The following is a 25,795-nucleotide window of genomic DNA, read 5'->3' as shown; positions in this document are numbered from 1 at the left end:
CGCCGCGGCCGGGTGTTCTCCGGGCCGAGGGGCCCGACGAGTGTCCACACGCCGCCGGGGGACCCGCCCGCGGTCGGCCAGAGCATCCCTGGGGGGTGACCGTGCGTCTGGGGGACCGCCTGCAGTGTCCGGGCTACGCCGTGGTGGGTGTGGAGACCTCCGGATTGTCGCCGCACCGCCACCGCATCGTCGAGATCGCCGTCGCGCTGTGCGATCCGGACGGCCGGGTGACGGACTTCTTCACGACGCTGCTCAACCCGGACGGGCCCGTCGGGGACTTCCAGGCACACGGCCTGTTCGACGACGACGTCGTGGACGCGCCCGCCTTCGCCGCCATCGCGCCGTGGCTGGTCGGGCTGCTCCGCCAGCGCGTGGTCGTCGCCCACAACGCCCGGTTCGAACTCGGCTTCCTCGAACGGGAGTTCCAACGCCGTCGGCATCCCTCGGTGCCGCCGCTGACCATGCTGTGCACGATGCGCGAGGCGCCCGAACACGTCCCGGAGGCCCCGAGGTTCACCCTCCTCGCGTGCTGCGAGGCCGCCGCGGTGCCGGTGGACTCCGGGTACGGAGCGGCGGCGAAGGCCATGGGCGCCGCCCGGCTGCTGTCGTACTACATCACCCAGGGGGCGGGGGAGGCCCGCCACTGGCAGCAGGCGCGGACCGTCGCGGCGTCGCTCAACTGGCCGCGCCGCAAGGCGGATCCACCGCGCGTCTACACGCGGGACGACGCCCACGCGGCCCGCCGCGCCCGGGAGGAGGCCGAGCAGGCGCGGCGCCGGGTGGCCGTGTCGTACCTGGAGAAGGCCCGCGCGTACGGCCCGCCCACCGGCGTCGGGGAGGGCCCCGACAGCTACCTCGCGGTCCTCGACGCGGCCCTGGAGGACCGCGTGATCACCCCCGAGGAGGCCGCCGACCTCGCCGAACTCGCCGTGTCGCTCGGCATTTCCGAGGCGCAGCGCAAGGACCTCGACCGGCTGTACGTGACGACCCTCGCGGCGTCGATGGTCGCCGCCGGGCCCGTCATCGACCGCGAGGAACGCGCCGACCTCACGCGCGTCGCGGCGCAACTCGGCATCCCGCGCATCGCGCTGGACGACATCATCGCGATGGCCCGCGACACCGCCGCCGACCAGACGGCGGGGGGTACGCCGGTCCCCGGCGGCTCGCGGATCCTCGCGCGCGGGCGGGCGCTGCGTCCCGGCCAGCATGTGCTCTTCCACGGCTATCTGGCCGTCACGCGGGCGGAGCTGGAGCAGCGGCTCGCCCTCGCGCGCCTCGAACTCGCCTCGGGCATCCACGACCGCGTGGACGTCCTGGTGGTCGCCGACCCGGACGAATCCGCCGACCGCACGTATTGGGCGCGGCAGCGCGGCATCCGCGTCCTCATCGAGCCGGTATTCCTGGCGCTCCTCGCGGACCTCGAACGCGAACGCGGTTCCGCCGCGGACGCCGCCTCCCGGATCGCCGCCGCCGGCGCGCTGGCCCACGCGGGCGCCGCGGCGCACGCGCGCACCACCAGTGGCTTCCTGCTCCCGAGGCCGGGCGCGTCCGGCTCGGCGCCCGTGTGGACCGACGACCCCACCGAGGACATCACGCGCGACGAGAGCGCCCCGATCGCCGCCCCCGTGCCGACCACCATCCCGCCGCCGCCCCCGCCGTCCGTCACGGCGGCCCTGAGCACCGCCCCGGCCCCGCCGGACCCCACGACCGGAACCGCGGCCCCCACGCCGCCCCCGGACGGCCCGGCCCGCCGCAACCGACAGCACCGCGGCCTCACCCCGCCGCCGACCGCGCCGGCTCCCGGCGGCGCCCGGCCCGTGGAGACACCCTCCCCGCCGCCTCGCGCGGCCGTCCCGGTCCCCGACGCCACCGGGCCCTCGGACGGCCGGCCGACGGACGCTCTTCCGCCGCCGCCGCCTCCGCCGCACGCGCCCGGCGCCGAACCGGCCGCGGGCGAGGGCATCGAGCCGCCTCCGCCGTCGGCGTTGTCGCACCCGTCCGACCCGGCCGCCGCGCCGGCGCCCGCCGAGGACGGGTCCACCGGCCCGCTCGCGCCGCCGCGCCCGTCCCCGCCGCCGTCCGCGGCCGATACCGGGACCGCCGGTGGTGCGCCCGCGCAAGCCGTCTCGCCGCCGCCGACCCCGCCGGGCGACGCGCCCCCGGCCGCCGCGGCCCCCGCCGCGTCCGACGCCGCGCAGGCCCCCGACGTACCGCCGCCTCCCGCCGAGGAGCCGCACGCGCTGATCCGGGGGCAGGCCGTCACCATCGACCGACTCGGCACCTTCACCGGCGCGCTCCGCGTCGAGGCCGCGTGGTGGGGCCCCGAGGCGGTCGACGCGGACGTCGTCGTGCTGGTCCTCGACGACGACCGCCGCGTGGGCGGCGACGAGGACCTGGTGTTCTACAACCAGCCCGTGCACCCCAGTGGCGCGGTCCGTCTCGCGGGCAAGCTGCAGGACGGTCAACCGGGGTCGGACTCGGTCGACATCGACGTCACACGCCTGCCCGCCGGCCGCGTGCGCGTCCTGGTCGCCCTCGCCCTCGATGCCGCGACGGGGACCGCGTTCGCCCAAGTCCCGGTCGCCATCGGTATCGTCGACCCCGTCACACGGCGCAGGCTCGCCGACTTCCGTCTCACGGGAGGGGACGAGACGGTGATGATCCTCACCGAGGTGTACCGTCGCGGTGACTCCTGGCGCTTGCGCGCGGTCGGGCAGGGGTACGCCGAGGGGCTCGCGGCCCTGGTGACCGAACACGGGGTGGTGGTCGACGAATGACGCGGTAGCGTCCACAGACCAGTGCGCCCGTGGCGATACTTGTCCCCGTCCGGCGTCCGCGCGCGGCCGGATCCCGCCCGTCTCGTCCCGCCCATGCCGACCCGGCCTGTGCACGCCCGGGGTGGCTTTGATAAGACTTGCGACCATGCCGCGTGTGCTTCCCGGGAGTCCGGACGCAGATCCGTCCGGTCCGTCCCCGCGTCCATCCGCATCCAGGCACTCCGGATCGACCGACAACGAACCCACCGTTCCCCAACTCACGACTGCGAATCTGGTGACGACAGCAAAGTCCGCGGCACCCAAGCCGTCCGCTTCCCGTAACTCCGCCCACGCCTCCGGCGCTCCGAAGCCCGGGCCCCGCCCGGCCGCGCCCAAGCCCGGCCCGCCTCGCCCGGCGCCCGGCAAGTCCCCTGCCTCCTCGACCGCTTCGGCCGCCGACGCCGAGGGATCGGGATCCCGCGGCCCCGCCACGCCGACGGTGCCCGCCGCGCGTCAGGGCGGGCAATCCACGGGCCCGGACATCCGTCTGGTGTCCGCGACCCCGGAGACCGCTCTCGACGTCGCGGACGAGGCCGTGGACCGCCTGCTGGACCAAGGAGCGGCGCCCGAGTCGATCCTGGTCCTCACGACCGGTGAGCCGCATCCGTGGCAGCAGCACGAAGAGTCGTTCGGTGCCGAGCAGTACTGGCGTCAGTTCACCGACGGGCGTGACGTGTTCTACGCGCCCGCGCTGAACGACCGGGGGCTGCGGCGCGAGACGGTCGTGCTGGTCGTCAACGGCTTCGCCGACCCGGGGCGTTCGACGGACGCTCTCGCCTCCGCGATCGGTGCGGGCGGCAGCGCGGTCGTCGTGTGCGGCGATCTCGACCAGGTGCGTGCGCTGACCGGCCTCTAGCGACAGGTCGCAGGCCTCGCCCGGCGCGCGCCGACGCGGCCGGGCGGTCAGTGCTGCCCCGGTGCCGCGCGGTCGTCGGGAAGCACTCCTGCGACGACGCACACGGAGTCGCCGGAAGTCGGCTACGGTTCGTATCCATGTCGGAATCGCCTTCGGTAGCCCGGCAAGCGGGCTCGTTCTCGGCCGAAGCCAGTGGGCTACGGTTCCCTTCCATGTCCGAATCTCCCTCGATAGCCCAGCTTTTCGACCGCTTCCTCAGTGATCAGGAGGAACGGTTGTCGCTCCAGCAGTACCGCGCGTGCAGCACAGTCGTGGACATGTTGGCCGCGTATCTGAACCGGTACGCGTTCACCATGCTCAACGTCGCGGACCGCCAGGAGTGGGACCAGGCGTACGAAGCCGGGGATACCGAGGCCTTCTGCAATTTGTTCGGGGTGCGCAAACTCGTCGCCGGGATCAAGCCGTTCCACGGCGAACACCTCAAGACGCGGCTGCGCGTCCCCGAGATGGTCCAGGAGCATGCCCTGACCGTCACTTCCGAGCTCGCCGATTGGCTGTCGTCGAGCGGGCATCGGGACGTCTGATCCGGGTTCGCGCGGTTCAGCGGTGGGCGCGTCCGTGAATTCGCCGCGATGGTACGTGTGTTCCGGGGGGTGTGCGGGGCACGCGACCGCCGTCGCGGCGCAGTTCGCCGACGGGCCGGGGTAGGTGGGACAGGCGCGCTTCGTGTGTCCGTGTGGACACGTCCGGTGGGCGTCACCGCCCTCCGACGGCTCCCGGACGCGAGCCGTCCGGCGTGCGACGTCCACGGCGGCGCGGCACGGGCCGGGCCGATGCGCCGGGCTCGCCATGACACCACGCACTTCGGGAGTTCTCCGGAGGCGGCGGAACGTTTCACCACGGCCATCGCCCCGGACGGCCGATGCGCGGACGGCCACGGCCCGCGCGTTTCGGGTGCCCTGAGAAGCCGGTCGGCCGACCGGCCACGGGCGACGCGTAGCGGGCTTCCGCCGCCACGGGCGACGGACGGGTCCGGAGGGTCCCCGCCGGGCCGTCTCACGCCCGCGGGGCGACGTCCCCTCGTCCGGTTCGCAACCGCGCGGGACGCGGCCACTGCGGGCCTTGCCAAGGCGTCCACCGTGCGGTGCGTCCCCGCCGCCGGTGACCGAACCGATGGCTCCGGCTCTCAGCGTGTGCGGGGCGCGACACGCGACCACCGCGGCCACCCGCCGTGCCGGGCTCGGTGCCCGGCGCCCTCCTGACGCAAGGTTGGTGGGGGCGTTCTGGTCTCCGTTGCCGGGCGCGCGGCAGGAACGCGGGGGAGTCCTGGGTCGGCGGTGCCGCGCCCATGTACCGCGCACGCCGCCGCTCCCTGCGTCCCTTCGCGGCGGCTTGGGGTGCCGGTCCCGGCAGACGTGCCCGGACGCGTCCTCGGGCCACACAGCCCTCGCCCGGCCCCTACGAGGCAGCGCCTCCGGAACTCGGTCCCGCCGCGCGAGGCACGCTTCGGCGCGCGCCGGAGCACAAGGGCTGACGTCCCGTCAGACGCAAGTCACACGCGCAACCGTTTGACGGGCCAGGCCAGTCCGCGCCAACGCGGCGCGTGCGGCACCGAACTCCCTCACGCCGAGGCGCGGTCCGCCCCGCGGCGTACCCGGCGACCCCTGGCCTCGGCACGGCGTTTCACGCCGACGAACAGCGCAATTCCGCGGCGACGTCCGGCACCAGCCGGACGACCGCACCGCTGGGCGGCGGACCTCCGCCCGGACCGTCCGCCCGGTCCGCGTCGCGCGGGCGCCCGGCATCCCCGGCCGGCGTGGCCGGAAGCCCCGATCGGCCTCGCTGCGCCGGGATTTCCGCCCGCGGCGGGGGCGCGCCCGATGTGCCGTCGGATGACTGCGCGATCGGTGCGGGCTGGTCGGCCGCCACCGGTGTGACGGGTACGACCGGCGCGACCGGCAGCGGTGTCGGTGCCGCGGGACGCCGCGGAACGGGCGTACGACCGCCGCGTCCGTCGCCGACCACCTGCCAGCCGTTCTCGGCCAGCACGACCACCGCGCCGCACCGCAGCCCGTGCAGGCCGCAGGCGTCGCGCAGGCCCCACATCCAGGGCCCGTCGGCGGGTTCCCAGCCGCGGTCGCCGTCGCGGCACAGCAGGAGGACCGTGGTGCGGACGGGTGCCGCGCGGCGCAGGTCGTCCGGGACGATCATCCGCAGGTGGGCCAGGATGACGTTCCGGCACTCCCACCCGTCGGGAGCCCCGTGCTCGGTGTCGACGGCGAACGACGCGCTCGCGACCGGGCGGTCGTCGGCGTCGAGCACGGCGACGACCGCGGTGCCCGCCTCGGGGCGGTGGAGGTCGTGGAGGCGTTTGACGAGGCCGCGCGGGTGGCGCAATAGCGGTGTGGCGGCGGTGCGCCAGGCTTCCGGCGTTGTCGTGCGGGCCGGTTCGGTGGCCGGACCGAGCCGGCGGATGAGTCTGGTGCGCGTGGTGGCGGCTGAGGCGGTGGCGGTGGCGGGCACGGCCCTCCTTCGGTCCGGGGGCGGCCGGGGAGAGGGACCGCCGTCAGCCGATGTGATGTGCGCGGCTGTGTCCATGCGGGTCTCGTCGCACCACAAAGTGATGCGACCCGAGAAGATCACCAGGGCGCTATGTCGATTCTTCCGTGTGCACGGGATGAGCGGCAACAGGGAAGCCTGATCAACCGCCCGTGAAACGCATGTTTCACACGCGAGTCATGCGGCGTCGGTGTGCTCGCCATCAGTCCTGATGTGCCATCAAATGCTTGTTTGTGCATGCTTGTTGAGCATCGCCACGGGTCGGCGGCATGCGGACGAGTCCGTGCGAATCACCCGTGCCGGTCGTCGAATTCCACGCCAGTGCGCCATCGAATGATGGCGGGGTGTGGACGGAGTGCCGTCCGCAACTCCCGTCGGGCGGCGCCGTATCCGCCCGGGGTCGGACCACCGGCCGTCGAGTCGCGGGCATCGTCAAGGGCGATATGGCCGGTCGCCGGGCGGTAGTTCCGTCATTTCCGAGAAGATCCGCCATGCCCTGGCGGTCAAGGAAAGTCCGACGAACACCACGGTCCGGCCACGACAACCGGCCATCCCGTCAATAGATCTTTATCGACTTCACTTCCCGTCGACTTGTCAGGCTTCGAGGGCCAGGACCAGGGGCAGGACGCCGCTCGCCCCCGCCCGCCGCAGCAGCCGTGCGGCCACCGTGATCGTCCAGCCGCTGTCCGCCCGGTCGTCCACCAGCAGCACCGGCGCGTCGAGACCCGCCACAGCCGCGGCCAACTCCGGCGGTACGACGAAGGCGTCCGCGAGCGCCTTCAACCGCTGCGCGCTGTTGCTGCGCCCGAGGCCCGGCTCGGCACCCGGCGCGTACGCGAGGCTGCCGAGCAGCGGGAGCCGGCCGACCTGGGCGAGCCGGGCCCCGAGGCTGCCGACGAGGGCACCGTGCCCGCGCGACGGGATCGTGACGACGCCCGCCGGCCGCCGCTCCCACCCCCACGTCGCCAACACGTCGACGACCGCGCCGAACACCTCGTCGGAGACCGGCCCGTCCTGGGCGCCCGCGGCGAACAGGGGCCGCAGGCGATTGCCCCAGCCGATGTCGGACAGCCGCCCGAGAGCCCGCCCGGTCTCCGCCTGCTCACCCGCCGGGATCTTGCCCTTGAGCGGAACGCCCGCGTCCGTCATGCCGGTCGGCCACATGCGGCGCGGTTCCAACGGGACGCCCGGCCGCCCCAACGCGGCCCGCGCGGCGTCGAGTGCCCCCGGATCCACGCGGTCGTCGTGGCGCGGCCCGGCACAGGAGTCGCAGCGCCCGCACGGGACGGCCTCGGCGTCGTCCAACTGGCGGCGCAGGAACTCCAGTCGGCAGCCCGGCGTGGCGACGTAGTCGCGCATCGCCTGCTGCTCCTGCTCCCGGGCCCGCGAGACGCGCGCGTACCGCTCGGTGTCGTACCGCCAGGGCTGCCCGGTGGCCGTCCACCCGCCGCGTACGCGCCGCACGGCGCCGTCGACGTCGAGCACCTTGAGCATGAGTTCCAGGCGGTTGCGGCGCAGATCGACGCGCGGTTCCAGGGCCGCGGTCGACAGCGGCCGGCCGGCGTCGGCGAGGACGTCGAGCGTGCGGCGGACCTGTTCTTCCGGCGGGAACCCCAGCGACGCGAAGTAGCGCCAGATCGCCTCGTCCTCGCGGCCCGGCAGCAGCAGCACGTCGGCGCGCTCCACGGCTCGCCCCGCGCGGCCGATCTGCTGGTAGTAGGCGATCGGCGACTGCGGGGCGCCGACGTGCACGACGAAACCCAGGTCGCCCTTGTCGAAGCCCATGCCCAGGGCGGATGTGGCGACCAGCGCCTTGACGCGGTTGGCCAGCAAGTCCGCCTCGGCGGCCCGGCGTTCGGCGTCGTCGGTGCGACCCGAGTAGGCCGCGACCGCGTGGCCGCGCGACTTCAGGTACGCGGTGATCTCGTCGGCGGCGGCGACCGTGAGCGTGTAGATGATGCCGGAGCCCGGGAGCCGGCCCAGATGCGAGTCGAGCCAGGCCAACCGGTGTGCGGCGTCCGGGAGCCGCAGAACACCGAGCGTGAGGCTCTCGCGGTCGAGCGACCCGCGGAGCACGAGCGCGTTGCTCGCGTCCGCCCCGGTGCCCAGTTGCTCGGCCACGTCGGCGGTCACGCGGGCGTTCGCGGTCGCCGTGGTGGCCAACACCGGGACACCGCGCGGCAACTCGCCGAGCAGCGTGCGCAGCCGACGGTAGTCGGGGCGGAAGTCGTGGCCCCAGTCGGAGACGCAGTGGGCCTCGTCCACGACGAGCATTCCGCAGGTCGCGGCGAGCTTGGGCAGCACGGTATCGCGGAAGTCGGGGTTGTTGAGCCGCTCGGGGCTGACCAGGAGGACGTCGACACCGCCCTCGGCGATCTCGGCCTGGACCGCGTCCCAGTCGTCGATGTTGGCCGAGTTGATCGTCCGGGCCCGGATGCCCGCCCGGGCCGCGGAATCGATCTGATTGCGCATGAGCGCCAGCAACGGCGAGACGATCACGGTCGGCCCCGCCCCCCGGGCCCGCAGCAGCGCCGTCGCGACGAAATAGACCGCGGACTTGCCCCATCCGGTGCGCTGCACGACCAGGACCCGGCGCTCCTCGGCCACCAGCGCCTCGACGGCCCGCCACTGGTCCGCGCGCAGTCTCGCCGCGTCACCGGCGAGGCCGCGCAGCACCGCGTCCGCTTCGGCGCGCAGGTCCGAGGTAGCGCCGGGAGGCACGGCCGAGTCGCGCGGGGTCGAGGCGTCGTCGTCCGGGTCAGGGGTCGAGGCGAGGTCCATACGCACCTTTCTAGCCGTTCCGCCGGACAGCCGGAGGCACGGGCCCGCTAATCTGTGGAGAAACGTTTCTTCGTCGCGACACCCGCCACCACCGTGCGCGGCCCGCTCCGGGACGGGCTCGCTCCCTGACCACGCGCGCCGCGCGGCCCCCGCGCCGCGGCCGAGCCGAGGCCCCACACTCCGCGCTTCCTCCGGCGAAGGTGGTCAGGGATCGTGCGTGTCCGACCCGGCCCCGCCCGACCCGGGCGCTGTCTCTCCCTGACTACGCGTACCGCGAGCCCCCTGCTCGGCGGCTCCACACTCCGGACCGCCTCGGTGAGCAGTCAGGGCGCCTCCGTACCCGAGCAAACCGGTTCGGCAACGACCGGAGCCGCCCGTGACCGGCACACGGCCACCCCCACCTTTGCGGCGCGCCCATACCCCCGCATCACCGTCCCCGGAACCGTCGCCGAAGCCGACGTCACCAGCCGCGACTCGCCTGGGACGCCGTGCCGAGCGGCAGCGGCGCCCACCGTGAGCCGACAGCACGCCGCCACCGCCACCGCCACCGCCACCGCCGCCGCCCCGCAGACGCGATCGCGGACCGGCACCGCGGCAGCCCACCGTCCGCCGTCTGTCGTCCGTAGCCCGGTATGCGCAGCCAGACCTCCGCCAGTCCGGGGACCGACCGTTCGTCCTGCACCACTGATCGCCGCCGAAATCGCTCGTCCGAGTGAGTTGGATTTCCTGACCGGCCATGTTGTCCACAGTTCGCCTCCGCATGGTCGGAGCCCGAGGCCAGCTGCCGCAGGCTCGGTGCATGAGCGAAACCTTCCTCACCCCGATGACCGGCCAGACCCGTGTCCGTGTCTCCTCTGCCGCCGAACTCATCGAGGCGGTGCCCTACTTGCTCGGTGCGGAGCCGACCGACAGTGTGGTTCTCCTCGGCATCCGGCGCGACGAAGCCGGCCGCGTCGAGCCCGTGCTGCGCCTCGATCTCCCGGCCCCGGAGCGGTTCGTCGTCGCCGCCCACCGCCTCGTGGCCCTGCTGACCGGCAGCGGTGCCCGCGAGATGTCGCTGGTGCTCCGCGTCGATACGCCGCCCGCCGACGGAAGGCCCGGATTCGCCTTTTACCGGCCCTTACACGACGCGGTCGCCGAGGCATGCCGCATCCGCGGCGTCCGACTCTTCGAATCGGTGTGCGTGGAACGCGACCGGTGGTGGTCGTACTCGTGCCGGGACGCAACCTGCTGCCCCCCGGAGGGAATCCCGCTGTCCACGGGCCGGGGATCCGCCGTCGCGGCGGCGGCCGTCACCGCGGGGCTGCCACCGCCGGTCCCGCTCGCCGAACTCTCCGCGCGGGTCCGCCCTCCGGAACCGGCCGCGCGACAAGCCGTCCGCCAAGCCTTCGCACGGATCCGCACCGAACTCGACCGCCGTGCGGACGACCACACCGCGCACGTGGGGATCCGCAACGAGACCATCGCGCTCCTGCAGGCGGCGCGCGTGCGCGTCAAACGCGGTGACAGCGCCATGACGTACGACGCGGCGGCCCGGCTGGTCGTGGGTCTCGGCGACGTCCAGGCCCGCGACCAGGCGATGTCCTGGGAGGACCCCGATCCCGCACACCTGCTCGACCTGTGGACCGCACTCGCCCGCCGGTCCCTCCCGCCCGATTCCGCCGCCCCGCTGACCCTCACCGCCTGGACCGCGTGGACGGGTGAACAACCGGCGTTCGCCCGCGTCGCCGTCAACAGCGCCCTCGAAGCCGACCCCACCTACCCCATGGCCCAACTCCTCCACGCCGCGATCAACAGCCCCTTGGACCCCACGACCTCCCGCCGCCGCCTCTTCCCCCACCGCAAACCCCCACGCCCCCGAGACGGGACCTCGTGTTCCGCCCCGTGAGGTCGGTCATGCGGGAGGCGGGGTCCCGTCGAGTGCCCTACGCCCGCAACGGTGATCCAGGGAGGAAGCCGCGGGTCCGAACGCGTCGATCCGCTCGACTTCGGACCGCCCGGGCCCGGCGGGGGCCGATCGTCGAGGAGCGTGCGGATGAAGTGTCCGACCATGCCGTCGCTCTGGAGGAGTCAGGCACAGGTGCGATGGTGGCCGACGCCGACGCCGACGCCGACGCCGACGCCGACGCCGACGCCGACGCCGACGGTGGGACTTGGGCGGACGCATCGCTCCGGTGACGGGTCTGGTGACAGGTGTCGTCGTCCGTCGACGCACACGCGACGGCGATGCCCGCGGCGGTCAACCAGGCGTGGGCGGGCTGCCGACGCGGCTCACCCGGGTCGAGGGGGTACCGACACCGACGAGCCAATCCGGCTCGCCTGGCCCGCTTGGGCGAAACAGACTGTGGCGCCGCCGACGTCGACCCCACACGTGCCTCCCGATGGACGCCGGGGGCGGCGTCCCCGCGGGGCGATGACGCGCTGTGCGCCGACCGCGATCCCGGCTCCGGTGCCCTGCCACGCACCCGCCGGGCTCGGCCACCGATGCGGGCGCGTGCGGAACCGTTCCGCCTGAACTCACGTCTGAAGAAGCTGACTTGATCGTGACAGGACGAGAAGGGCACGAGCGACCATATGGGCGCTGGCACAAAGAAGTGGGCCCTACTGGCCACGGCGGTCGCGGTGTTCACGGCCGCGGGCTGTGGGGATGACGGAGGCGGGGGCCGCGAGGCCCGTGATGACGCGTCCGCGTTGGTGGAGCAGTGGCGGACACCGGCCGTGGCTCACCAACCGAAGGACGTGTGGCTGCCGCCGCTGTGGGTCTCCGGTGACGTGGTCGTCGGCGTCGGCACCGAGGGAATCACCGGCTACGACGCCGCCACCGGCTCGGTGGCCTGGGAACTGCCCACTCCCGAGGGGGCCGGCAAACCGTGTGCCGCCTCGCCGACCGTCAATGGCAAGGGTGTCGGTGCCGTGTTGTTCGGTGCGGACGGTGGGCGCGGCGGCGGGGACCCCTGCTCGGTGCTGGCCGTGGTCGATACGGCGAGCGGCAAGCTGCTCTGGAGCAAGGACCTGACCACCGATGACCGCGCGTACCCGAGCGCCGACGTCATGCCCGTCAGCGTCGGCGAGGAGACGGTCACGGTCGAGCTGATCGAGGACGGCCTGCACCGCTTCTCGCTCGCGGGCGGGGAACTGCCCGTGCCCGAGGTGACGGTGGGCAAGCAGTGCAAGGACTTCTACGTCGACTGGCGGCACAGCGCGAAGTACCTCGTCGCCGTCGTCGACTGCCCCCAACTCACCGGCGCGGAGAACTACATCGCCGCCTACGATGCCGCCGATGGCAAAGAGCTGTGGACGCAGGCGGACTTCACCGACGAGGACCAGCCGGCTCGGGTCGAGATCCTCACCGACGACCCGCTGACGGTCTCGACGCAGGAGCGGCTGGTGTCGTTCGGCGAGGGCGGCAAGGTGCTGACCGACCTGCCGCTGGACCGACCCGACGGGTTTCTGCACCTCGACCCGGGTGACTTCACCATCCGCGACTCGGTGCTGGTCACCTCCTACGACGCTGCCGCCAACGACTACCTGGGAATCGATCTGACCACGGGACAGGAGTTGTGGAAGCAGGAGTTCGACTTTGCTCCCCACCCGCTGGCTCCCGGAAGCGGGCCGGCCGGGCAACTGGTCGCGCTCCAGGACGGCGTGCTCAAGGGGAAGAACGCCATGCGCGAGTACCTGGCGCTGTGGGACGCGCGGCAGGGCGGCGAGCCGTCCACCGCGGGCATGCTGCCCGAGAACGCGGGCTCCGCACAGGCGCTGGCCACCAGCGCCGACGGCAGCGTGCTGTACGTCCTCGCCGAGCCGGAGGACAACAAGGACGCGCTGCAGATCCAGGCGTACCGGCGGTAGCGCGCCGGGGCAGGGGCGCCGCGTCTCCGCGAGCCAGAGACCAGGCGCCCCACGCCCCTCCGCCGGACGCGGCCAAGAACTCCACCCCTCTGTGCCGCGGTCGAGGGCGCCGGACCGATCACCCGCGATCGGCCCGGGGCGCCGCTTGGGCCCGGGAACCCGACCCGCCAACACACGCACTACGCCCAGCCGTTGGCCGTCCGCGGCGCACCGCGGCTGCCCTCGCGCGTACAACGCGCCCCACGGCCTTGGCCACGCACATCGCGGGCCCCGCCCGCCCGGCCGACGGCACAGCGCGACGGCAGGGGCTCCACAGCCCTGCCGCAGCCGACGATCCTGAAACGGGCGGCGTGCTCGCGACCGGCCTTCCCGACCAACGATCGTGTGATTCACGCGGGACGGCTGTTTATCGTCAGGCAGACGACTAAGATCGACGCATGTCGCCCTCCGACGTCTCGCAGTTCCCGCCCTTCGGGGTCACCGTCGACCTGGTCGTGCTCACCGTAAGGGACCACACACTCAACGCACTCACGATCCGGCGCGGTGAGCCTCCCTTCGCGGGCCAGTGGGCCCTGCCCGGGGGGTTCGTCCGCCCGGACGAGGGGTTGGAGGCAGCCGCCGCGCGGGAGCTGGCCGAGGAGACCGGGCTCGACCAACTCCCGGTCCATCTGGAGCAGTTGGCGACATTCGGTGATCCGGGGCGCGATCCGAGGATGCGGGTGGTGAGCGTCGCGTACCTGGTCCTCGCCCCCGACCTGCCCGCGCCCCGCCCCGGCGGCGACGCGGCGGGCGCCCGGTGGGCGCCGGCCGCCGACCTCGCCGACGGCTCGCGGCTCGCGTTCGACCACCCGCGCATCCTGGACGAGGGCGTGGAACGCGCCCGCGCCAAGATCGAGTACTCGTCGCTCGCCGCCGCCTTCTGCCCGGAGGAGTTCACCGTGGGGGAGCTGCGCCGGGTCTACGAGGCGGTCTGGGGCGTCGCCCTCGATCCCCGGAATTTCCACCGCAAAGTCACCGGGACCCCGGATTTCCTCGTGCCCACGGGCGGGACGACCACCCGTCAGGGCGGACGCCCCGCACAACTGTTCCGCCGAGGCTCTGCCGAGAAGCTGAACCCGCCCATGCTCCGCCCGGAGGCCTGACACCGACAGGGCCCCACGCGGGCGCCCACGCCCCAAAACACGCACACCGACGCACCAAGCGGCGCCCGAGCAGACGCCGCGACCCCGGCGGTATGCCCGCACCGCGACGTCCGGGAGGAAGCGCCCCCGGCGCAGCCCGCTCGGCCCCGCGGCCACCGCCCGCCGCACACCCCTCCACGCGACCGCCCGCCCCCAAACCGGCGTCCCACTCCGAACCCGCCCGGCGAGCCGAACCGGGGCGCGACGACCGCCGCCGACACCCCCGCGACCACCGACACCACGCCCACCTACCCGGCGGACACCCCCACGTCGCCGCCGATCCACGGCATCCGGCCCGTCACGGCCCGCCCCTGCGAACGTGACCGCCCGCCTGCCTGCCGGACACCCCCACGTCGCCGCCGATCCGCGGCATCCGGCCCGTCACGACCCGCCCCCGCGAAGACCGACCACGGTCATCACGCCCCGGTCGACGAGCGGGCACCGTCCGCACGAGCGACGCGCCCCGCCCCCCAGCCCCCGTCGCTGTCCCGTCAGTCCTCGCCGCCGAGATCCAACGACACGGCCTCGTAAGCCAGTTGGTGGTCCCGATTCCGATGGCTGCCCCACTGCTCCAGCAGCTCACGCACGCGCGGGCGGGCGGCGTTGAGCTTCGCCCGGTCGGCGGCTCCGCGTGCCATCCACCGGTCGAGGTCGTCCACCATCGCGTTCAACCGCCCGTGCTCGCGCCGCAGCCGCGAGACGGTGCCGGACAATCGGGGCTCGTCGCGCCGCACTTCGTCGTAGAAGCCGTCCGGTCCCTCCATCGCGGCGACATGCTCGCGCAACTCGGCGCGCAGCTGTCGGAGGCCGGTGCGGAGCATGCGCACGCCGTCGGCGTCCGCCGCGGGGGACAGGCCCCGGCGCAACAGGGTCGAGGCGTCGGCATTCTTGGCCGCGCCGATGGCGTCCGGACGTATCGGGGCGGGATTCATCGCAGACATACCGGCCTCCGGGCGTTCGTCGTCTTCCGATGGTCGCCCCACGCCAAGATCCGTGTCCAGACTTGCGAGCATTCTTTGTTGACAGGACTCTTCATGGCCTATGCGACGTAGTTACGGGAAAACGCATATTCATCCATGTACGGTGCGGAATGTCCGCATGTCGCAGGCGCCCCCGCACCGAGGAACACACGATGATCGAGGCCCAGGAACTGACGCGCAGGTACGGCAACGCGGTCGCCGTCGACGATTTGTCGTTCGTCGTGAAGCCCGGTCACATCACCGCGTTCATCGGACCCAACGGTGCCGGCAAGTCCACCGCGCTGCGCCTCATGCTGCAACTCGAGCGCGGCGGCGGACGCACACTGTTCTGCGGCAGGCGCTACCGCGAACTCCGGCACCCCGCCCGCGAGGTCGGCGCCTGGCTCGGTGCCACCCCGGCCTGCCCGACCCGCCGCGCGCGCACCGAGTTGCGCATGCTCGCGGTGGCCCACCGGATCAAGCGGGCACGCGTCGACGAGGTGCTGGAGCTGGTCGGCCTCACCCCGGTCGCGGGCTCGCGGGTCGGCACGCTGTCCGCCGGGGCCGTCGGCCGGCTCGGCATCGCCGCCGCCCTTCTCGGCGACCCGCACACGCTGGTCCTCGACGAGCCGTCGGCCGGGCAGGACCCCGAAGGCGCGCGCTGGCTGCCCGAGTTCCTTCGGGCGTTCGCGAAGCAGGGGCGTACGGTCCTGATCGCCGGGCACGGCCTGACCGAGCTGACCGACTGCGCGGACCGCGTCCTGGCCATCGCCCGGGGGCGGCTGGTCGTCGACGAATCGGCCGCGGACTTCCGGGCGCGGGCCACCAACACCCAGGTGTCCGTGCGCACCCCCCAGGTGGACCGGCTGGCCGAGCTGCTGCGCGCGGAAGGGCTGGTCGTCCAACCGCGCGGTGGTGCCTTCCTGGCCGTGACCGGCGCCGACCGGGCGCGGGTGGGCGAAATCGCCTTCCGAGGCGGCGTGCCGATCCACGAACTCGCGCAACGCGAGGCGTCGGTCGCGGACGCCTTCTGCGCCGTCGCCGCCGAAGCCCGCGCCATCGCCGCCCAGCGCGCGGCACTCGCGGACGCGGCCGGGAAACAGCCCCGTCGGCGCATGTCCCGCAAATCCACCGTCCGGTACGCACGGCCCTACCTCGCGCTCGCCGACCAGGACGACTACGCCGCCACGCACGGTTTCGACACCGGCTTCGAGTACGACTTCGACCTGGGCCCGGACGACGCCCGGGCCCGCCGCCGCGCCCGGTCGCCCCGGGACACCGTCGTGCTCGACAGGCCGCTGCCGGGGCCCGCGCACGCCGTACCGGCCGGTTCCGTGCCGGTGTCCGGCTTCCCGAGCCCCGCGGCGCCGCGTGCGCACCGGACGCCGGAGATCGACACCGAGTCCGGCCACGACGCGCCCCACCGCCGTCCGAGGCGCCGCCGGTGGCGCTCCCGCCCGGACGCGACCGGCCAAGCCGACCGCCTCGGCCCGCGCTCAACCCCCGCACCGCTCCGGAACGACGCGAGCGGGTGAGCCCGAGCCAGCACGGGCCGCGGCGCTTCGCGGCGCGCTCCGCGAGCCCGCCCACCGCCGGCCCGCCCGCCGGCGCCGCGCACCGCGCCGCCCGCCCCCGCGGGCCCGCCGCACCGGGCCGTACGTCGCACCGCGCGCCTGCCGACCCCGCACCCCCCGCCTTCCGTCCGACCACCGATGAGGTGACCAGGTGACCGCGATCCGCTACGAGCTGACCCGACTGCGGACCGTCCGCGCGACATGGGCGACCGCCGCCGGTGTGATCGCGGTGGGCGCCGCCGCGACCTGGATCGAGGCCCGCGACCTGGGGTCGGTCCCGACCGCGCCCGGCCACGCCGCGCAGGTGATCACCTCCGGCGCGCCCGGCGCGGCGACACCGCTGGCGGCGGTGGTCGTGGCGTTCGCCGCCGTCTTGTCGTGCGGCCGGGAGCAGCGCGGGGCGCACCTCCAGACCCTGCTGCTCACGCTGCCGCGCCGCGGCCGTGCCCTGGCGGCCAAGACCGTCGTGACCGCGGTGCTCGCGGGGTGCGTGGCGGTGCTGGGCCTCGCTGTCAACGCCCTGGTCGCGGACGCCGTGTTCGGCCCGGGGTTCCGCGACCTCGCCTGGGACCAGGTGCCCGTTCCGCGCCTGCTCGCCGGATACGTGGTCTATCTCGTCTTCGCCGCCGTGCTCGGTCTCGCGATCGGTGTCCTGACGCGCGGTTCGGCCGTCGCCGCGGTGGCCGTGGCCGCGCTGCCGTGGACTGTCGAGCCGCTCATCGGCCGTGCCGCCGACGCCGTCCTGGCCGAGCCGTATCGCGACTGGGACGCGTACCTGCCGTTCGGTGCGGCCGACCGCATGCTGTCGACGAGCGGGCCCGGACTGGCGCCGGGGACCGGGGCGGTGGTCTTCGGCTGCTGGACCGCCATCGCGTTGCTGGCAGCCGCGGTCGTTTTCGCCCGCCGCGACGCGGCGTGACGCCGAATGGACACGCCGAAGCCGACATCGGTGGACTAAAAACCAACAAGCATCACTAAGCGGTGGCAAACACGGTCATCCCCGGGCGGAGATCGCACGCGCGCACGACATCCGCGCAAGGCCGATCACCCTTTCGTGTTTTTTTCAGCCGAGATCCGCGGAACAGCTCAAGCCTGGCGTGCGCCGCGCCGAGATGAGGAGCGTGAGTATCGCTCCCCACCAACCCATGCCCGCCGCAGGCACGACGTCCGTCACGCCCCCGGCCGACCCCTACCGAGTCGGCGTCGCGGATGCCTCGACCGCCGGTCCCGAGACGGCTGTTCCCCCGCAGCATTTCGCGTGGGACGGCCCCGAGCCGGAACCCATGCGTGCCGGCCGCAAGCCCGGCGCCGGCCGCGGTCGCGGCCTGCACGGGCAACTCGTCCAACAACTCGGCCAGATGATCGTCGCCGGTGAGGTCGGCGTGGAACGCCCGCTCGTCCCCGAGGAGATCGGCCAGCGCTTCGAGGTCTCGCGCACCGTCGTCCGCGAATCGCTGCGGGTGCTGGAGGCGAAGGGCCTGGTCAGCGCGCGTCCCAATGTCGGAACGCGGGTGCGTCCGGTCTCCGACTGGAATCTTCTCGACCCCGACATCATCGAGTGGCGCGCGTGCGGCCCTCAGCGCGACGCGCAGCGCCGCGAGCTCTTCGAACTACGGTGGGGGATCGAGCCATTGGCCGCGAATATGGCCGCCTGCCGCAACCACCCCGAGGTCGTACGACGGCTCTCCGAGGTCGTCGTCATCATGCAGCGCTCCGTGGCCCAGCCCGATCCGCTGACATACTCGCGCGCCGATGCCGAGTTCCACATCCTGCTGCTCCAGGTCGCGGGCAATCGCATGCTGGAGCACCTCGCGGGCATCGTCGCGTCGGCCCTGCAGATCTCCGGCGGCCACGCGGTCGGCTGCGAGCACCTGTCCGAGTCCTCCGTCGGGCTGCACACGCGGCTCGTCGAGGCGGTCGGGGCCGGAGACGGAGAGGGCGCCGAGGCGGCGATGCGTTCGCTCCTCGCCGTCCATCCCGAGGTCGAGCGCATGTTCCCGGGCCCGCGCGAGGGCTGAACGCCGACCGCGACGGAATTCACCCACAGGGCGCTGACGCGACATCAGCAACCGGACGAAGGCGGCGCGTTCGCCGGACACCTCCGAGGTGGCCGAGCACGCGCCGCCGTTGTCTTCCTCGGGTCATCACCCAGCGAAGCGCGGTAATGACCATCCGTGACAACGGCGTTCGCTGCGGCGTCGACGCCTACCGCGGAATCCGCCCACGGACTCCGGGTTTTCCCGGAGCGCCCCCGGTGCTCGCGGCCGTCCCGCACCGGGCACCATGTGTGATCGACACGGAGCCGGGCAGCCTCGGACAGGCCGACACCGGACGGCGCCCGCACCGGCCGGATCGGTCACTTCGCGGACGTCGTACTGTTGGTGTGACGCCCGCCACCGAAGAAGGCGCGTAACACTTCGCCCTCCAGCCCGATGATTACGAGGGTGGCAGCCGTTCAGGAATACCCGAAAGAGCCGAAGTGCTGTGGTGAGTCACAGCCGTCGCACCATGGGGATCCCTGTACCGCCGCCCCCGCCTGAGTGTCGTTCGCCAGGCGGCGAGCGACCTGTTCATGTCGAACGCCGTCCAGATCCGTCGAGAGGTTGTTTGTGTCGGCCAGCACATCCCGTTCGCTCCCCCCCGAGATCGCCGAATTCGTCAACGTGAAGGCGTTGATCGAGCGGGGTGAGGCTCAGGGGTCCATCGCCAGCGACGAGATTCGCCAGGCGTTCGAGGCCGACCAGATCCCGGCCACCCAGTGGAAGAACGTCCTACGCAGCCTCAACCAGGTCCTTGACCAGGAGGGTGTGGACATCGTGGTTAACGCCGCCGATTCCGCCGGCACCAAGCGCACCCGGAAGAGCGTGGCGGCGAAGAGCACCGCCAAGCGCACGTCGACGAAGACCGTGGTCTCGGGCACCGCCGCACGTGCCGCGGCCCCCACGGCCGCCGCCCCCGCCGCGGCACCGGAAGAGGCCGCGGAGCAGCCGGTGAAGACGGCGGCCAAGGCGCCCGCCAAGAAGGCCGCCGCGAAGAAGGCCGCGGGCGAGGGGCCCGCCAAGAAGGCCGCCGCCAAGAAGACGGCCGCCAAGAAAGCCGCTCCCAAGGACGGCGAGGCCGAGCTCGACGCCGAGGAGCTGACCGACGAGCTGGAGGGCCCGCCCGCGGAGCCCGCGGCCGGCGGTGAGCCCGAGGACGAGAACCAGGGCTTCGTCCTGTCCGACGACGACGAAGACGACGCGCCGGCACAGCAGGTCGCCGTCGCGGGCGCCACCGCGGACCCGGTCAAGGACTACCTCAAGCAGATCGGCAAGGTGCCGCTCCTCAACGCCGAGCAAGAGGTCGAGCTCGCGAAGCGCATCGAGGCCGGCCTGTTCGCGGAGGACAAGCTCAACTCCGGCGACAAGCTCACGCCCAAGCTCAAGACCGAGCTGGAGATCATCGCCGAAGACGGCCGCCGCGCCAAGAACCACCTGCTGGAGGCCAACCTCCGCCTGGTCGTCTCGCTCGCCAAGCGCTACACCGGGCGCGGCATGCTCTTCCTGGACCTCATCCAGGAGGGCAACCTCGGCCTCATCCGCGCCGTCGAGAAGTTCGACTACACCAAGGGCTACAAGTTCTCGACGTACGCGACGTGGTGGATCCGCCAGGCCATCACCCGTGCGATGGCCGACCAGGCGCGGACGATCCGCATCCCCGTCCACATGGTCGAGGTCATCAACAAGCTCGCCCGCGTGCAGCGCCAGATGCTCCAGGACCTGGGCCGCGAGCCCACCCCGGAGGAGCTGGCCAAGGAACTCGACATGACCCCCGAGAAGGTCATCGAGGTCCAGAAGTACGGCCGCGAGCCCATCTCGCTGCACACCCCGCTCGGCGAGGACGGCGACAGCGAGTTCGGCGACCTGATCGAGGACTCGGAGGCCGTGGTCCCGGCCGACGCCGTGAGCTTCACGCTCCTCCAGGAGCAGCTGCACTCGGTGCTCGACACGCTGTCCGAGCGCGAGGCCGGCGTCGTGTCGATGCGCTTCGGCCTCACCGACGGCCAGCCGAAGACGCTGGACGAAATCGGCAAGGTGTACGGGGTCACCCGCGAGCGCATCCGCCAGATCGAGTCGAAGACCATGTCGAAGCTGCGCCACCCGTCGCGTTCGCAGGTCCTGCGCGACTACCTCGACTGACCGACAACGGTTCTCAAGTACGCAACGCCCGGCCGGGACTCCCCGGCCGGGCGTTCCGCGTCTCCACACGACGCCGCCGCACCACCGCACGCACGGCACTGCCCCGAAGCCCGCGGATCAGCGCTGCCGCCGGAGATCCCGCGGCACCCGCCCGCCCATGGCGAGTACTCCACGGTGCGCGGATTCGCGCGGGAGGGCCGACGCGGGATGGCGGGGGCCGGCACGCCCGCGCCGAGCCCACGCTTCGCCCCTGCCGCGTCGACGGGGCGCGGTCTGCGCCGACAAGGGCGCACGTCTCCGCACAGCGCCCCCAGGCTCGCCACTGCGCCCGAGCCGTGGATTCGCGCTGCCGCGTCGCTTCGTGACCGAGCCTGTGACTCGCGCCGTGTTGAGGCGGGCCTCACCGCCTTGCGCCCGAGTTTCGCGTGGCGACCACGTGTGGCGCGGTTCGGCGCCCGGTGACGAGGGATACCGCGCCCTCGCGTCGATGGGCATCCGCACGATCGTCGACCTGCGCGCCGAGCACCGATCGACGCGTGGCGCCCTCGCGCGGGTGGCCGTTCGCGGCGCGTTCGCGCTTGCTTCCCGTCGCGTTGACGGCGGCGGTCGGTGCCGTCAGGGGGAGATGCGTGGGCGTTTGCTCGGACTGTGTCCGATGGTGATCCGGCACCTCGCGCGGGCCGCTGCTCGATCGTCTGTTCGTTCACTCGAACGAACGATGCGAAGAGTCACCGGTTGCATGCATGGCGTGATCGACGTTCCCTGTTTGTAGTCGTGGTGGTACTTGCTGTGTTCGGCCGGGCGGTGCGTGGGAGGCTGCAGTGAGCGGTGTGGGAGTTTCGGGGACGGAACGGAATCAACGGGTGGGGCGGGAGCCGGGAGGGCCGTCGCGGTGGGCGCGGCGGGCGGTCTCGGGAGCGGCGGTCGTGCTGCTCGCGTTCGGCGGCGTCGCGGCGCTGCCGGGGATCGGCGCGGCGGTCGAGGACGCGCCGCAAGGCCCGCCCAAGGTCATCGTCGGCGGCACCGCGACGACGACCGACGAACACCCGTGGGTGGTGGCCCTGTCCAGCCGCCAGACGTACGGCTCGGACCGCTCCGGGCAGTTCTGCGGCGGGACGCTCATCGCCCCGGACCGGGTGCTGACCGCGGCCCATTGCGTGGTCGCGGACGACGGCACCCCGGCGAACCACCCGGATCTCACGGTCATCCAGGTGCGCACGGACCTCGGGGGTACGCAGGGGCGCGAGGTCGCGGTGACCGCGGCGCACCCGAACCCGTCCTTCGACTACGCGAGCGTCGAGGGCGACTGGGCGGTCCTGGACCTGGCCGAGGACCTGTCCGGGCCGGTCCTGCCGATGGTCGGCCAGGGGGAGAACGTCTACGCGGCCGACACCCCGGCGACCGTCCTGGGCTGGGGGGACACGAGCGGTTACGGCGACTACTCGTCGGTGCTGCGCCAGGTCACCGTTCCGGTGACCACGGACGCGACGTGCCGGTCCGCGTACCCGGGAGGCTCGTTGGGGACGTACGACGCCGCGAGCATGGTCTGCGCGGGGGTGCCCCAGGGCGGCAAGGACGCGTGCAGCGCCGACAGCGGCGGCCCCATGGTGATCGGCGGGCGCCTGGCGGGCATCGTCTCGTGGGGCAACGGGTGCGCCCTGCCGCGCAAGCCCGGCGTCTACACGCGGGTCTCGGCCTTCGTGTCGGACATCCAGGCCACCGCCGGGGCGTCCGCGACCGCCGGATCCTCGGCGTCGTCCGGGGCCGGTACGGCGGCGGGGAGGGTGCCGCCGCGTCCGGGAAGTGAGTGAACGGCGTGTGTCCTGTGAGCGAACTCACGTCGGCTCAGCCGTCGAGTTGGTGCTGATGTGACCACAGACACCACAGTGGCGGCCACCTGGAGGGTGGCCGCCACCGCTGCGATCCGTCAGGGATCCTCAGGAAGCGCACATATGGGGTCTCGTCGGGTGGTCGAAGGGTGTTGTCTGATCAGCGCTCTTCTGCGGACGCCGATGCCGGGGTCGCCGTCAGGCGGTCGGTCTCGTCCTGTATTTCGACGGCGACCTTGCGAAGCTCGGGCTCGAACTTGCGTGCGTGGTGGGCACAGAACAGCAGCTCTCCACCGCTGGCCAGAACCACCCGGAGGTATGCCTGTGCGCCGCACCGGTCACAACGGTCGGCGGCCGTCAACGGACTGGCGGGAGTCAGAACCGAATTCACGTCGCCTCTTCTCTACTCGACGAGGACTGCATCGATGTTCACAACATCAAACCAGTCTCGAACGTTCCCGGGGTTGATCGTGTCATGTTCGACCCCGGTTGGGCACACCCCATTTTCCCTGAGTTCTTGCCGGAACCCTTCCGTGATGTCCGTCTCGTACGCCCGGACGGCGACTCTCGGGTGACGCGGAACCCTGCCGTCGGTGTGTCTCTGTGCATAAGGACGTGCCCCGGTGAGAGATGGTTCATGCCATCACCCGATCGTGGCATCGAACAAAGATTCGAGTCTCGGGTACGCTGATGCGGTGAGCCGCCGCCGGGTGGTCACCGCGCCCCGGTAGCCTTGCGTCGGCGTCGCGCGGATGATCGCCCCGAAAGCCGAACTCGCAAGCCCGGCTTGAACCCCGGCCGCACCCGCGTGTCCGCCGTCCACAGCACGTTCCACCGACGCACCCAACGACTCAGGGGAGTTGCACCGCGTGACCGCCCAGACGACTGCGCAGTCCACAGCGCTTCTGGCGGGCGAGCCCGACCAATCGAACTACACGGCACGGCACCTTCTTGTCCTCGAAGGACTCGAAGCGGTGCGCAAGCGGCCCGGCATGTACATCGGTTCCACCGACAGCCGCGGCCTCATGCACTGCCTGTGGGAGATCATCGACAACTCGGTCGACGAGGCGCTCGCCGGCTACGGGACCCGCATTGACGTGGTCCTTCACAACGACGGATCGGTTGAGGTGCGCGACACCGGGCGGGGTATCCCGGTCGATGTCGAGCCCAAGACGGGGCTGTCCGGCGTCGAGGTCGTGATGACCAAGCTGCACGCCGGCGGCAAGTTCGGCGGCGGCTCGTACGCGGCGTCCGGCGGCCTCCACGGCGTCGGCGCCTCGGTGGTGAACGCGCTCTCGGCGCGTCTCGACGTCGAGGTGGACCGCGCCGGATCGACACACAGCGTGAGCTTCCGGCGGGGGACACCGGGGCAGTTCACGGGTGACGGACCGGACGCCGCGTTCAGTGCCGGAGGCGGTCTGCGCAAGACCGGCAAGGTCCCGCGCGCCCGGAGCGGCACACGTGTGCGCTACTGGGCGGACCGCCAGATCTTCCTCAAGGAAGCCCGTCTCGATGTCGAGTTGCTGCACAATCGGGCGCGCCAAACTGCATTTCTCGTTCCGGGACTGACCCTCGTTGTTCGCGATGAGCGAAATTCCGAGGCGGTCGACGAGCAGACCTTCCACTACTCCGGCGGCATCAGCGAGTTCTGTGAATTCCTCGCCCCGGACCGGCCGATTTGCGACGTTATCCGCATCAGCGGCGACGGCACCTTCAAGGAGACCGTGCCGGTTCTCGACGATCAGGGCCATATGGTCCCGACCGAGGTGCGGCGGGAACTCGGCGTCGACATCGCGTTGCGGTGGGGAACCGGATACGACACTTCCGTCCGCTCGTTCGTCAACATCATCGCCACGCCCAAGGGCGGCACGCACGTGGCCGGCTTCGAGCAGGCGCTGCGCAAGACGGTCAACGACGCGCTGCGGAGCGCGAAGCTGCTGCGGGTGTCCGAGGACGACATCGCCAAGGACGACGCGCTGGAAGGGCTGACCGCCGTGGTCACCGTCCGGCTCGCCGAGCCGCAGTTCGAGGGGCAGACCAAGGAGGTCCTGGGGACGTCCGCGGCCTCGCGGATCGTGGCGGCCGTCGTCGCGCGCGAGCTGAAGGCGTTCCTGACCACCAACGCCCGTACCCACAAGGCGCAGGCGCGTGCCGTGCTGGAGAAGGTCGTCTCGGCGGCCCGCACCCGGATCGCCGCGCGCCAGCACAAGGACGCACAGCGCCGCAAGACCGCGCTGGAGACGTCGGCGCTGCCCGCCAAGCTGGCGGACTGCCGCAGCGACGACGTGGACCGCAGCGAGCTGTTCATCGTCGAGGGCGACTCGGCGCTCGGCACGGCCAAGCTCGCCCGTGACTCGGAGTACCAGGCGCTGCTGCCGATCCGGGGCAAGATCCTCAACGTCCAGAAGGCCTCGGTCACGGACATGCTCAAGAACACCGAGTGTGCCGCGATCATCCAGGTCATAGGAGCGGGGTCGGGCCGCACGTTCGACATCGACCAGGCGCGCTACGGCAAGATCATCTTCATGGCGGACGCCGACGTCGACGGCTCGCACATCCGCTGCCTGCTGCTGACCCTCTTCCAGCGCTACATGCGCCCGATGGTCGAGGCGGGCCGGGTCTTCGCCGCCGTGCCGCCGCTGCACCGCATCGAGATCGCCAACCCCAAGCGCGGGCAGGAGAAGTACCACTACACCTACTCCGACAACGAGATGAAGCAGACGCTGTTGGAGTTCCAGCGCAAGGGGACGCGCTTCAAGGAGCCCGTGCAGCGCTACAAGGGCCTCGGCGAGATGGACGCCGATCAGCTCGCGGAGACCACGATGGACCCGAGGCGGCGCACGCTCCGCCGCATCAATCTCGGCGATCTCGAAGCCGCGGAGCGGGTGTTCGACCTGCTGATGGGCAACGAGGTCGCGCCGCGCAAGGAGTTCATCACCAACTCGGCCGCGCTGCTGGATCGTTCGCGGATCGACACCTGAGCGACGGCCGATCCGCCCACGCGGCGGCGGTCTTGGCAGGGCCCGGAACCCCACGGTTCCGGGCCCTGTCGCGTTTCGCGGCGGCAACTGCCGCGTCAGGCCGGGCATTTCATTCGATCGTGTGAAGTGGGAGTGACCCGGCCCGGCAGGTGCCGCATGGTTTGCATGCTTAAGTCCGATCCACCCCCCATGGCTTCCCGGGCGCGATGCGCACCACCTGCGGGGGTCG

At 72.5% G+C, this 25,795-nt stretch carries 17 protein-coding genes and 1 pseudogene; 14 read left to right on the top strand and 4 right to left on the bottom strand.

From position 1 onward, the window contains the following. Window positions 1-95: 95 nt before the first annotated feature. From LO772_RS10015 to LO772_RS10005, 3 genes are all read left to right on the top strand, one after another. A complete protein-coding gene (locus LO772_RS10015) occupies window positions 96-2,777 on the top strand; it encodes a TerD family protein (protein ID WP_231778043.1) in 2,682 nt (893 codons plus the stop codon). A gap of 529 nt (window positions 2,778-3,306) precedes the next feature. Continuing rightward, complete coding sequence (locus tag LO772_RS10010; RefSeq protein ID WP_231778042.1) at window positions 3,307-3,672, top strand: hypothetical protein; 366 nt, start codon at window positions 3,307-3,309, stop codon at window positions 3,670-3,672. Window positions 3,673-3,884: 212 nt separating this feature from the next. Then, window positions 3,885-4,256: a hypothetical protein gene (locus LO772_RS10005; RefSeq protein ID WP_231778041.1), complete on the top strand. Its 372-nt coding sequence runs from the start codon at window positions 3,885-3,887 to the stop codon at window positions 4,254-4,256. Window positions 4,257-5,664: 1,408 nt separating this feature from the next. Here LO772_RS10005 and LO772_RS10000 read toward each other — a convergent pair. Both LO772_RS10000 and LO772_RS09995 read right to left on the bottom strand, forming a co-directional pair. Next, window positions 5,665-6,147, bottom strand: a pseudogene (locus LO772_RS10000) (hypothetical protein); the annotation flags it as partial. A 678-nt stretch (window positions 6,148-6,825) separates the two neighbouring features. Beyond that, a complete protein-coding gene (locus tag LO772_RS09995) occupies window positions 6,826-9,012 on the bottom strand; it encodes a RecQ family ATP-dependent DNA helicase (protein WP_231778040.1) in 2,187 nt (728 codons plus the stop codon). A 799-nt stretch (window positions 9,013-9,811) separates the two neighbouring features. Here LO772_RS09995 and LO772_RS09990 point away from each other — a divergent pair. The 4 genes from LO772_RS09990 to LO772_RS09975 all read left to right on the top strand — a co-directional run bounded on the left by LO772_RS09990 (window position 9,812) and on the right by LO772_RS09975 (window position 14,006). Continuing rightward, window positions 9,812-10,900 (top strand): DUF4192 domain-containing protein, encoded by a 1,089-nt coding sequence (locus LO772_RS09990; RefSeq protein WP_231778039.1) that lies wholly within the window; start codon window positions 9,812-9,814, stop codon window positions 10,898-10,900. 152 nt (window positions 10,901-11,052) lie between these two features. Then, the gene (locus LO772_RS09985) at window positions 11,053-11,190 is read left to right on the top strand and encodes a hypothetical protein (RefSeq protein ID WP_231778038.1); all 138 of its coding nucleotides are present in this window, start codon (window positions 11,053-11,055) and stop codon (window positions 11,188-11,190) included. A gap of 396 nt (window positions 11,191-11,586) precedes the next feature. Beyond that, entirely contained in the window at window positions 11,587-12,864 is a 1,278-nt protein-coding gene (locus LO772_RS09980; RefSeq protein ID WP_231778037.1) for an outer membrane protein assembly factor BamB family protein, read from the top strand. Between the two features lie 437 nt (window positions 12,865-13,301). Further along, window positions 13,302-14,006: an NUDIX hydrolase gene (locus LO772_RS09975; RefSeq protein ID WP_231778036.1), complete on the top strand. Its 705-nt coding sequence runs from the start codon at window positions 13,302-13,304 to the stop codon at window positions 14,004-14,006. A 530-nt stretch (window positions 14,007-14,536) separates the two neighbouring features. Here LO772_RS09975 and LO772_RS09970 read toward each other — a convergent pair. After that, window positions 14,537-14,986 carry a hemerythrin domain-containing protein gene (locus LO772_RS09970; RefSeq protein WP_231778035.1) on the bottom strand — a complete coding sequence of 150 codons (450 nt, stop codon included), beginning with the start codon at window positions 14,984-14,986 and terminating at the stop codon, window positions 14,537-14,539. A gap of 191 nt (window positions 14,987-15,177) precedes the next feature. On the opposite strand from LO772_RS09970, the gene LO772_RS09965 reads away from it, so the two are divergent. The 6 genes from LO772_RS09965 to LO772_RS09945 all read left to right on the top strand — a co-directional run bounded on the left by LO772_RS09965 (window position 15,178) and on the right by LO772_RS09945 (window position 22,567). Beyond that, the gene (locus tag LO772_RS09965; protein WP_231778034.1) at window positions 15,178-16,539 is read left to right on the top strand and encodes an ABC transporter ATP-binding protein; all 1,362 of its coding nucleotides are present in this window, start codon (window positions 15,178-15,180) and stop codon (window positions 16,537-16,539) included. A gap of 190 nt (window positions 16,540-16,729) precedes the next feature. Beyond that, window positions 16,730-17,497: an ABC transporter permease gene (locus tag LO772_RS09960; protein ID WP_231778033.1), complete on the top strand. Its 768-nt coding sequence runs from the start codon at window positions 16,730-16,732 to the stop codon at window positions 17,495-17,497. Window positions 17,498-17,690: 193 nt separating this feature from the next. Further along, a complete protein-coding gene (locus LO772_RS09955; RefSeq protein WP_269453180.1) occupies window positions 17,691-18,596 on the top strand; it encodes a FadR/GntR family transcriptional regulator in 906 nt (301 codons plus the stop codon). Window positions 18,597-19,181: 585 nt separating this feature from the next. Then, on the top strand, window positions 19,182-20,756 hold the full coding sequence (locus LO772_RS09950) for an RNA polymerase sigma factor (RefSeq protein WP_231778032.1): 1,575 nt from the start codon (window positions 19,182-19,184) through the stop codon (window positions 20,754-20,756). 157 nt (window positions 20,757-20,913) lie between these two features. Then, window positions 20,914-21,528, top strand: coding sequence for a fused DSP-PTPase phosphatase/NAD kinase-like protein (locus LO772_RS36255; protein WP_443089385.1), 615 nt, complete (start codon window positions 20,914-20,916; stop codon window positions 21,526-21,528). A gap of 154 nt (window positions 21,529-21,682) precedes the next feature. Next, a complete protein-coding gene (locus tag LO772_RS09945; RefSeq protein WP_231778031.1) occupies window positions 21,683-22,567 on the top strand; it encodes a serine protease in 885 nt (294 codons plus the stop codon). 178 nt (window positions 22,568-22,745) lie between these two features. Here the strand turns inward: LO772_RS09945 and LO772_RS09940 are convergent, their stop codons facing one another. Next, a complete protein-coding gene (locus LO772_RS09940) occupies window positions 22,746-22,976 on the bottom strand; it encodes a DUF7455 domain-containing protein (RefSeq protein ID WP_231778030.1) in 231 nt (76 codons plus the stop codon). Window positions 22,977-23,454: 478 nt separating this feature from the next. Between LO772_RS09940 and LO772_RS09935 the strand changes: the two genes are divergently transcribed. Continuing rightward, entirely contained in the window at window positions 23,455-25,566 is a 2,112-nt protein-coding gene (locus LO772_RS09935; protein ID WP_231778029.1) for a DNA gyrase/topoisomerase IV subunit B, read from the top strand. Window positions 25,567-25,795 lie beyond the last annotated feature (229 nt).

It is taken from the genome of Yinghuangia sp. ASG 101 (assembly GCF_021165735.1).
Taxonomy (GTDB): domain Bacteria; phylum Actinomycetota; class Actinomycetes; order Streptomycetales; family Streptomycetaceae; genus Yinghuangia.
The sequence above is the reverse complement of the archived record's forward strand: the minus strand, read 5'-3'. Positions and strand labels throughout refer to the sequence as shown.

Bases quoted from the DNA above. Each gene is read 5' to 3' on its own strand.
- LO772_RS09965 (WP_231778034.1), top strand. From the start codon at position 15,178: ATGATCGAGGCCCAGGAACTGACGCGCAGGTACGGCAACGCGGTCGCC.
- LO772_RS09955 (WP_269453180.1), top strand. From the start codon at position 17,691: ATGAGGAGCGTGAGTATCGCTCCCCACCAACCCATGCCCGCCGCAGGC.
- LO772_RS09975 (WP_231778036.1), top strand. From the start codon at position 13,302: ATGTCGCCCTCCGACGTCTCGCAGTTCCCGCCCTTCGGGGTCACCGTC.
- LO772_RS10005 (WP_231778041.1), top strand. From the start codon at position 3,885: ATGTCCGAATCTCCCTCGATAGCCCAGCTTTTCGACCGCTTCCTCAGT.
- LO772_RS09970 (WP_231778035.1), bottom strand. From the start codon at position 14,986: ATGTCTGCGATGAATCCCGCCCCGATACGTCCGGACGCCATCGGCGCG.
- LO772_RS09980 (WP_231778037.1), top strand. From the start codon at position 11,587: ATGGGCGCTGGCACAAAGAAGTGGGCCCTACTGGCCACGGCGGTCGCG.
- LO772_RS36255 (WP_443089385.1), top strand. From the start codon at position 20,914: ATGGCGAGTACTCCACGGTGCGCGGATTCGCGCGGGAGGGCCGACGCG.
- LO772_RS09995 (WP_231778040.1), bottom strand. From the start codon at position 9,012: ATGGACCTCGCCTCGACCCCTGACCCGGACGACGACGCCTCGACCCCG.
- LO772_RS09990 (WP_231778039.1), top strand. From the start codon at position 9,812: ATGAGCGAAACCTTCCTCACCCCGATGACCGGCCAGACCCGTGTCCGT.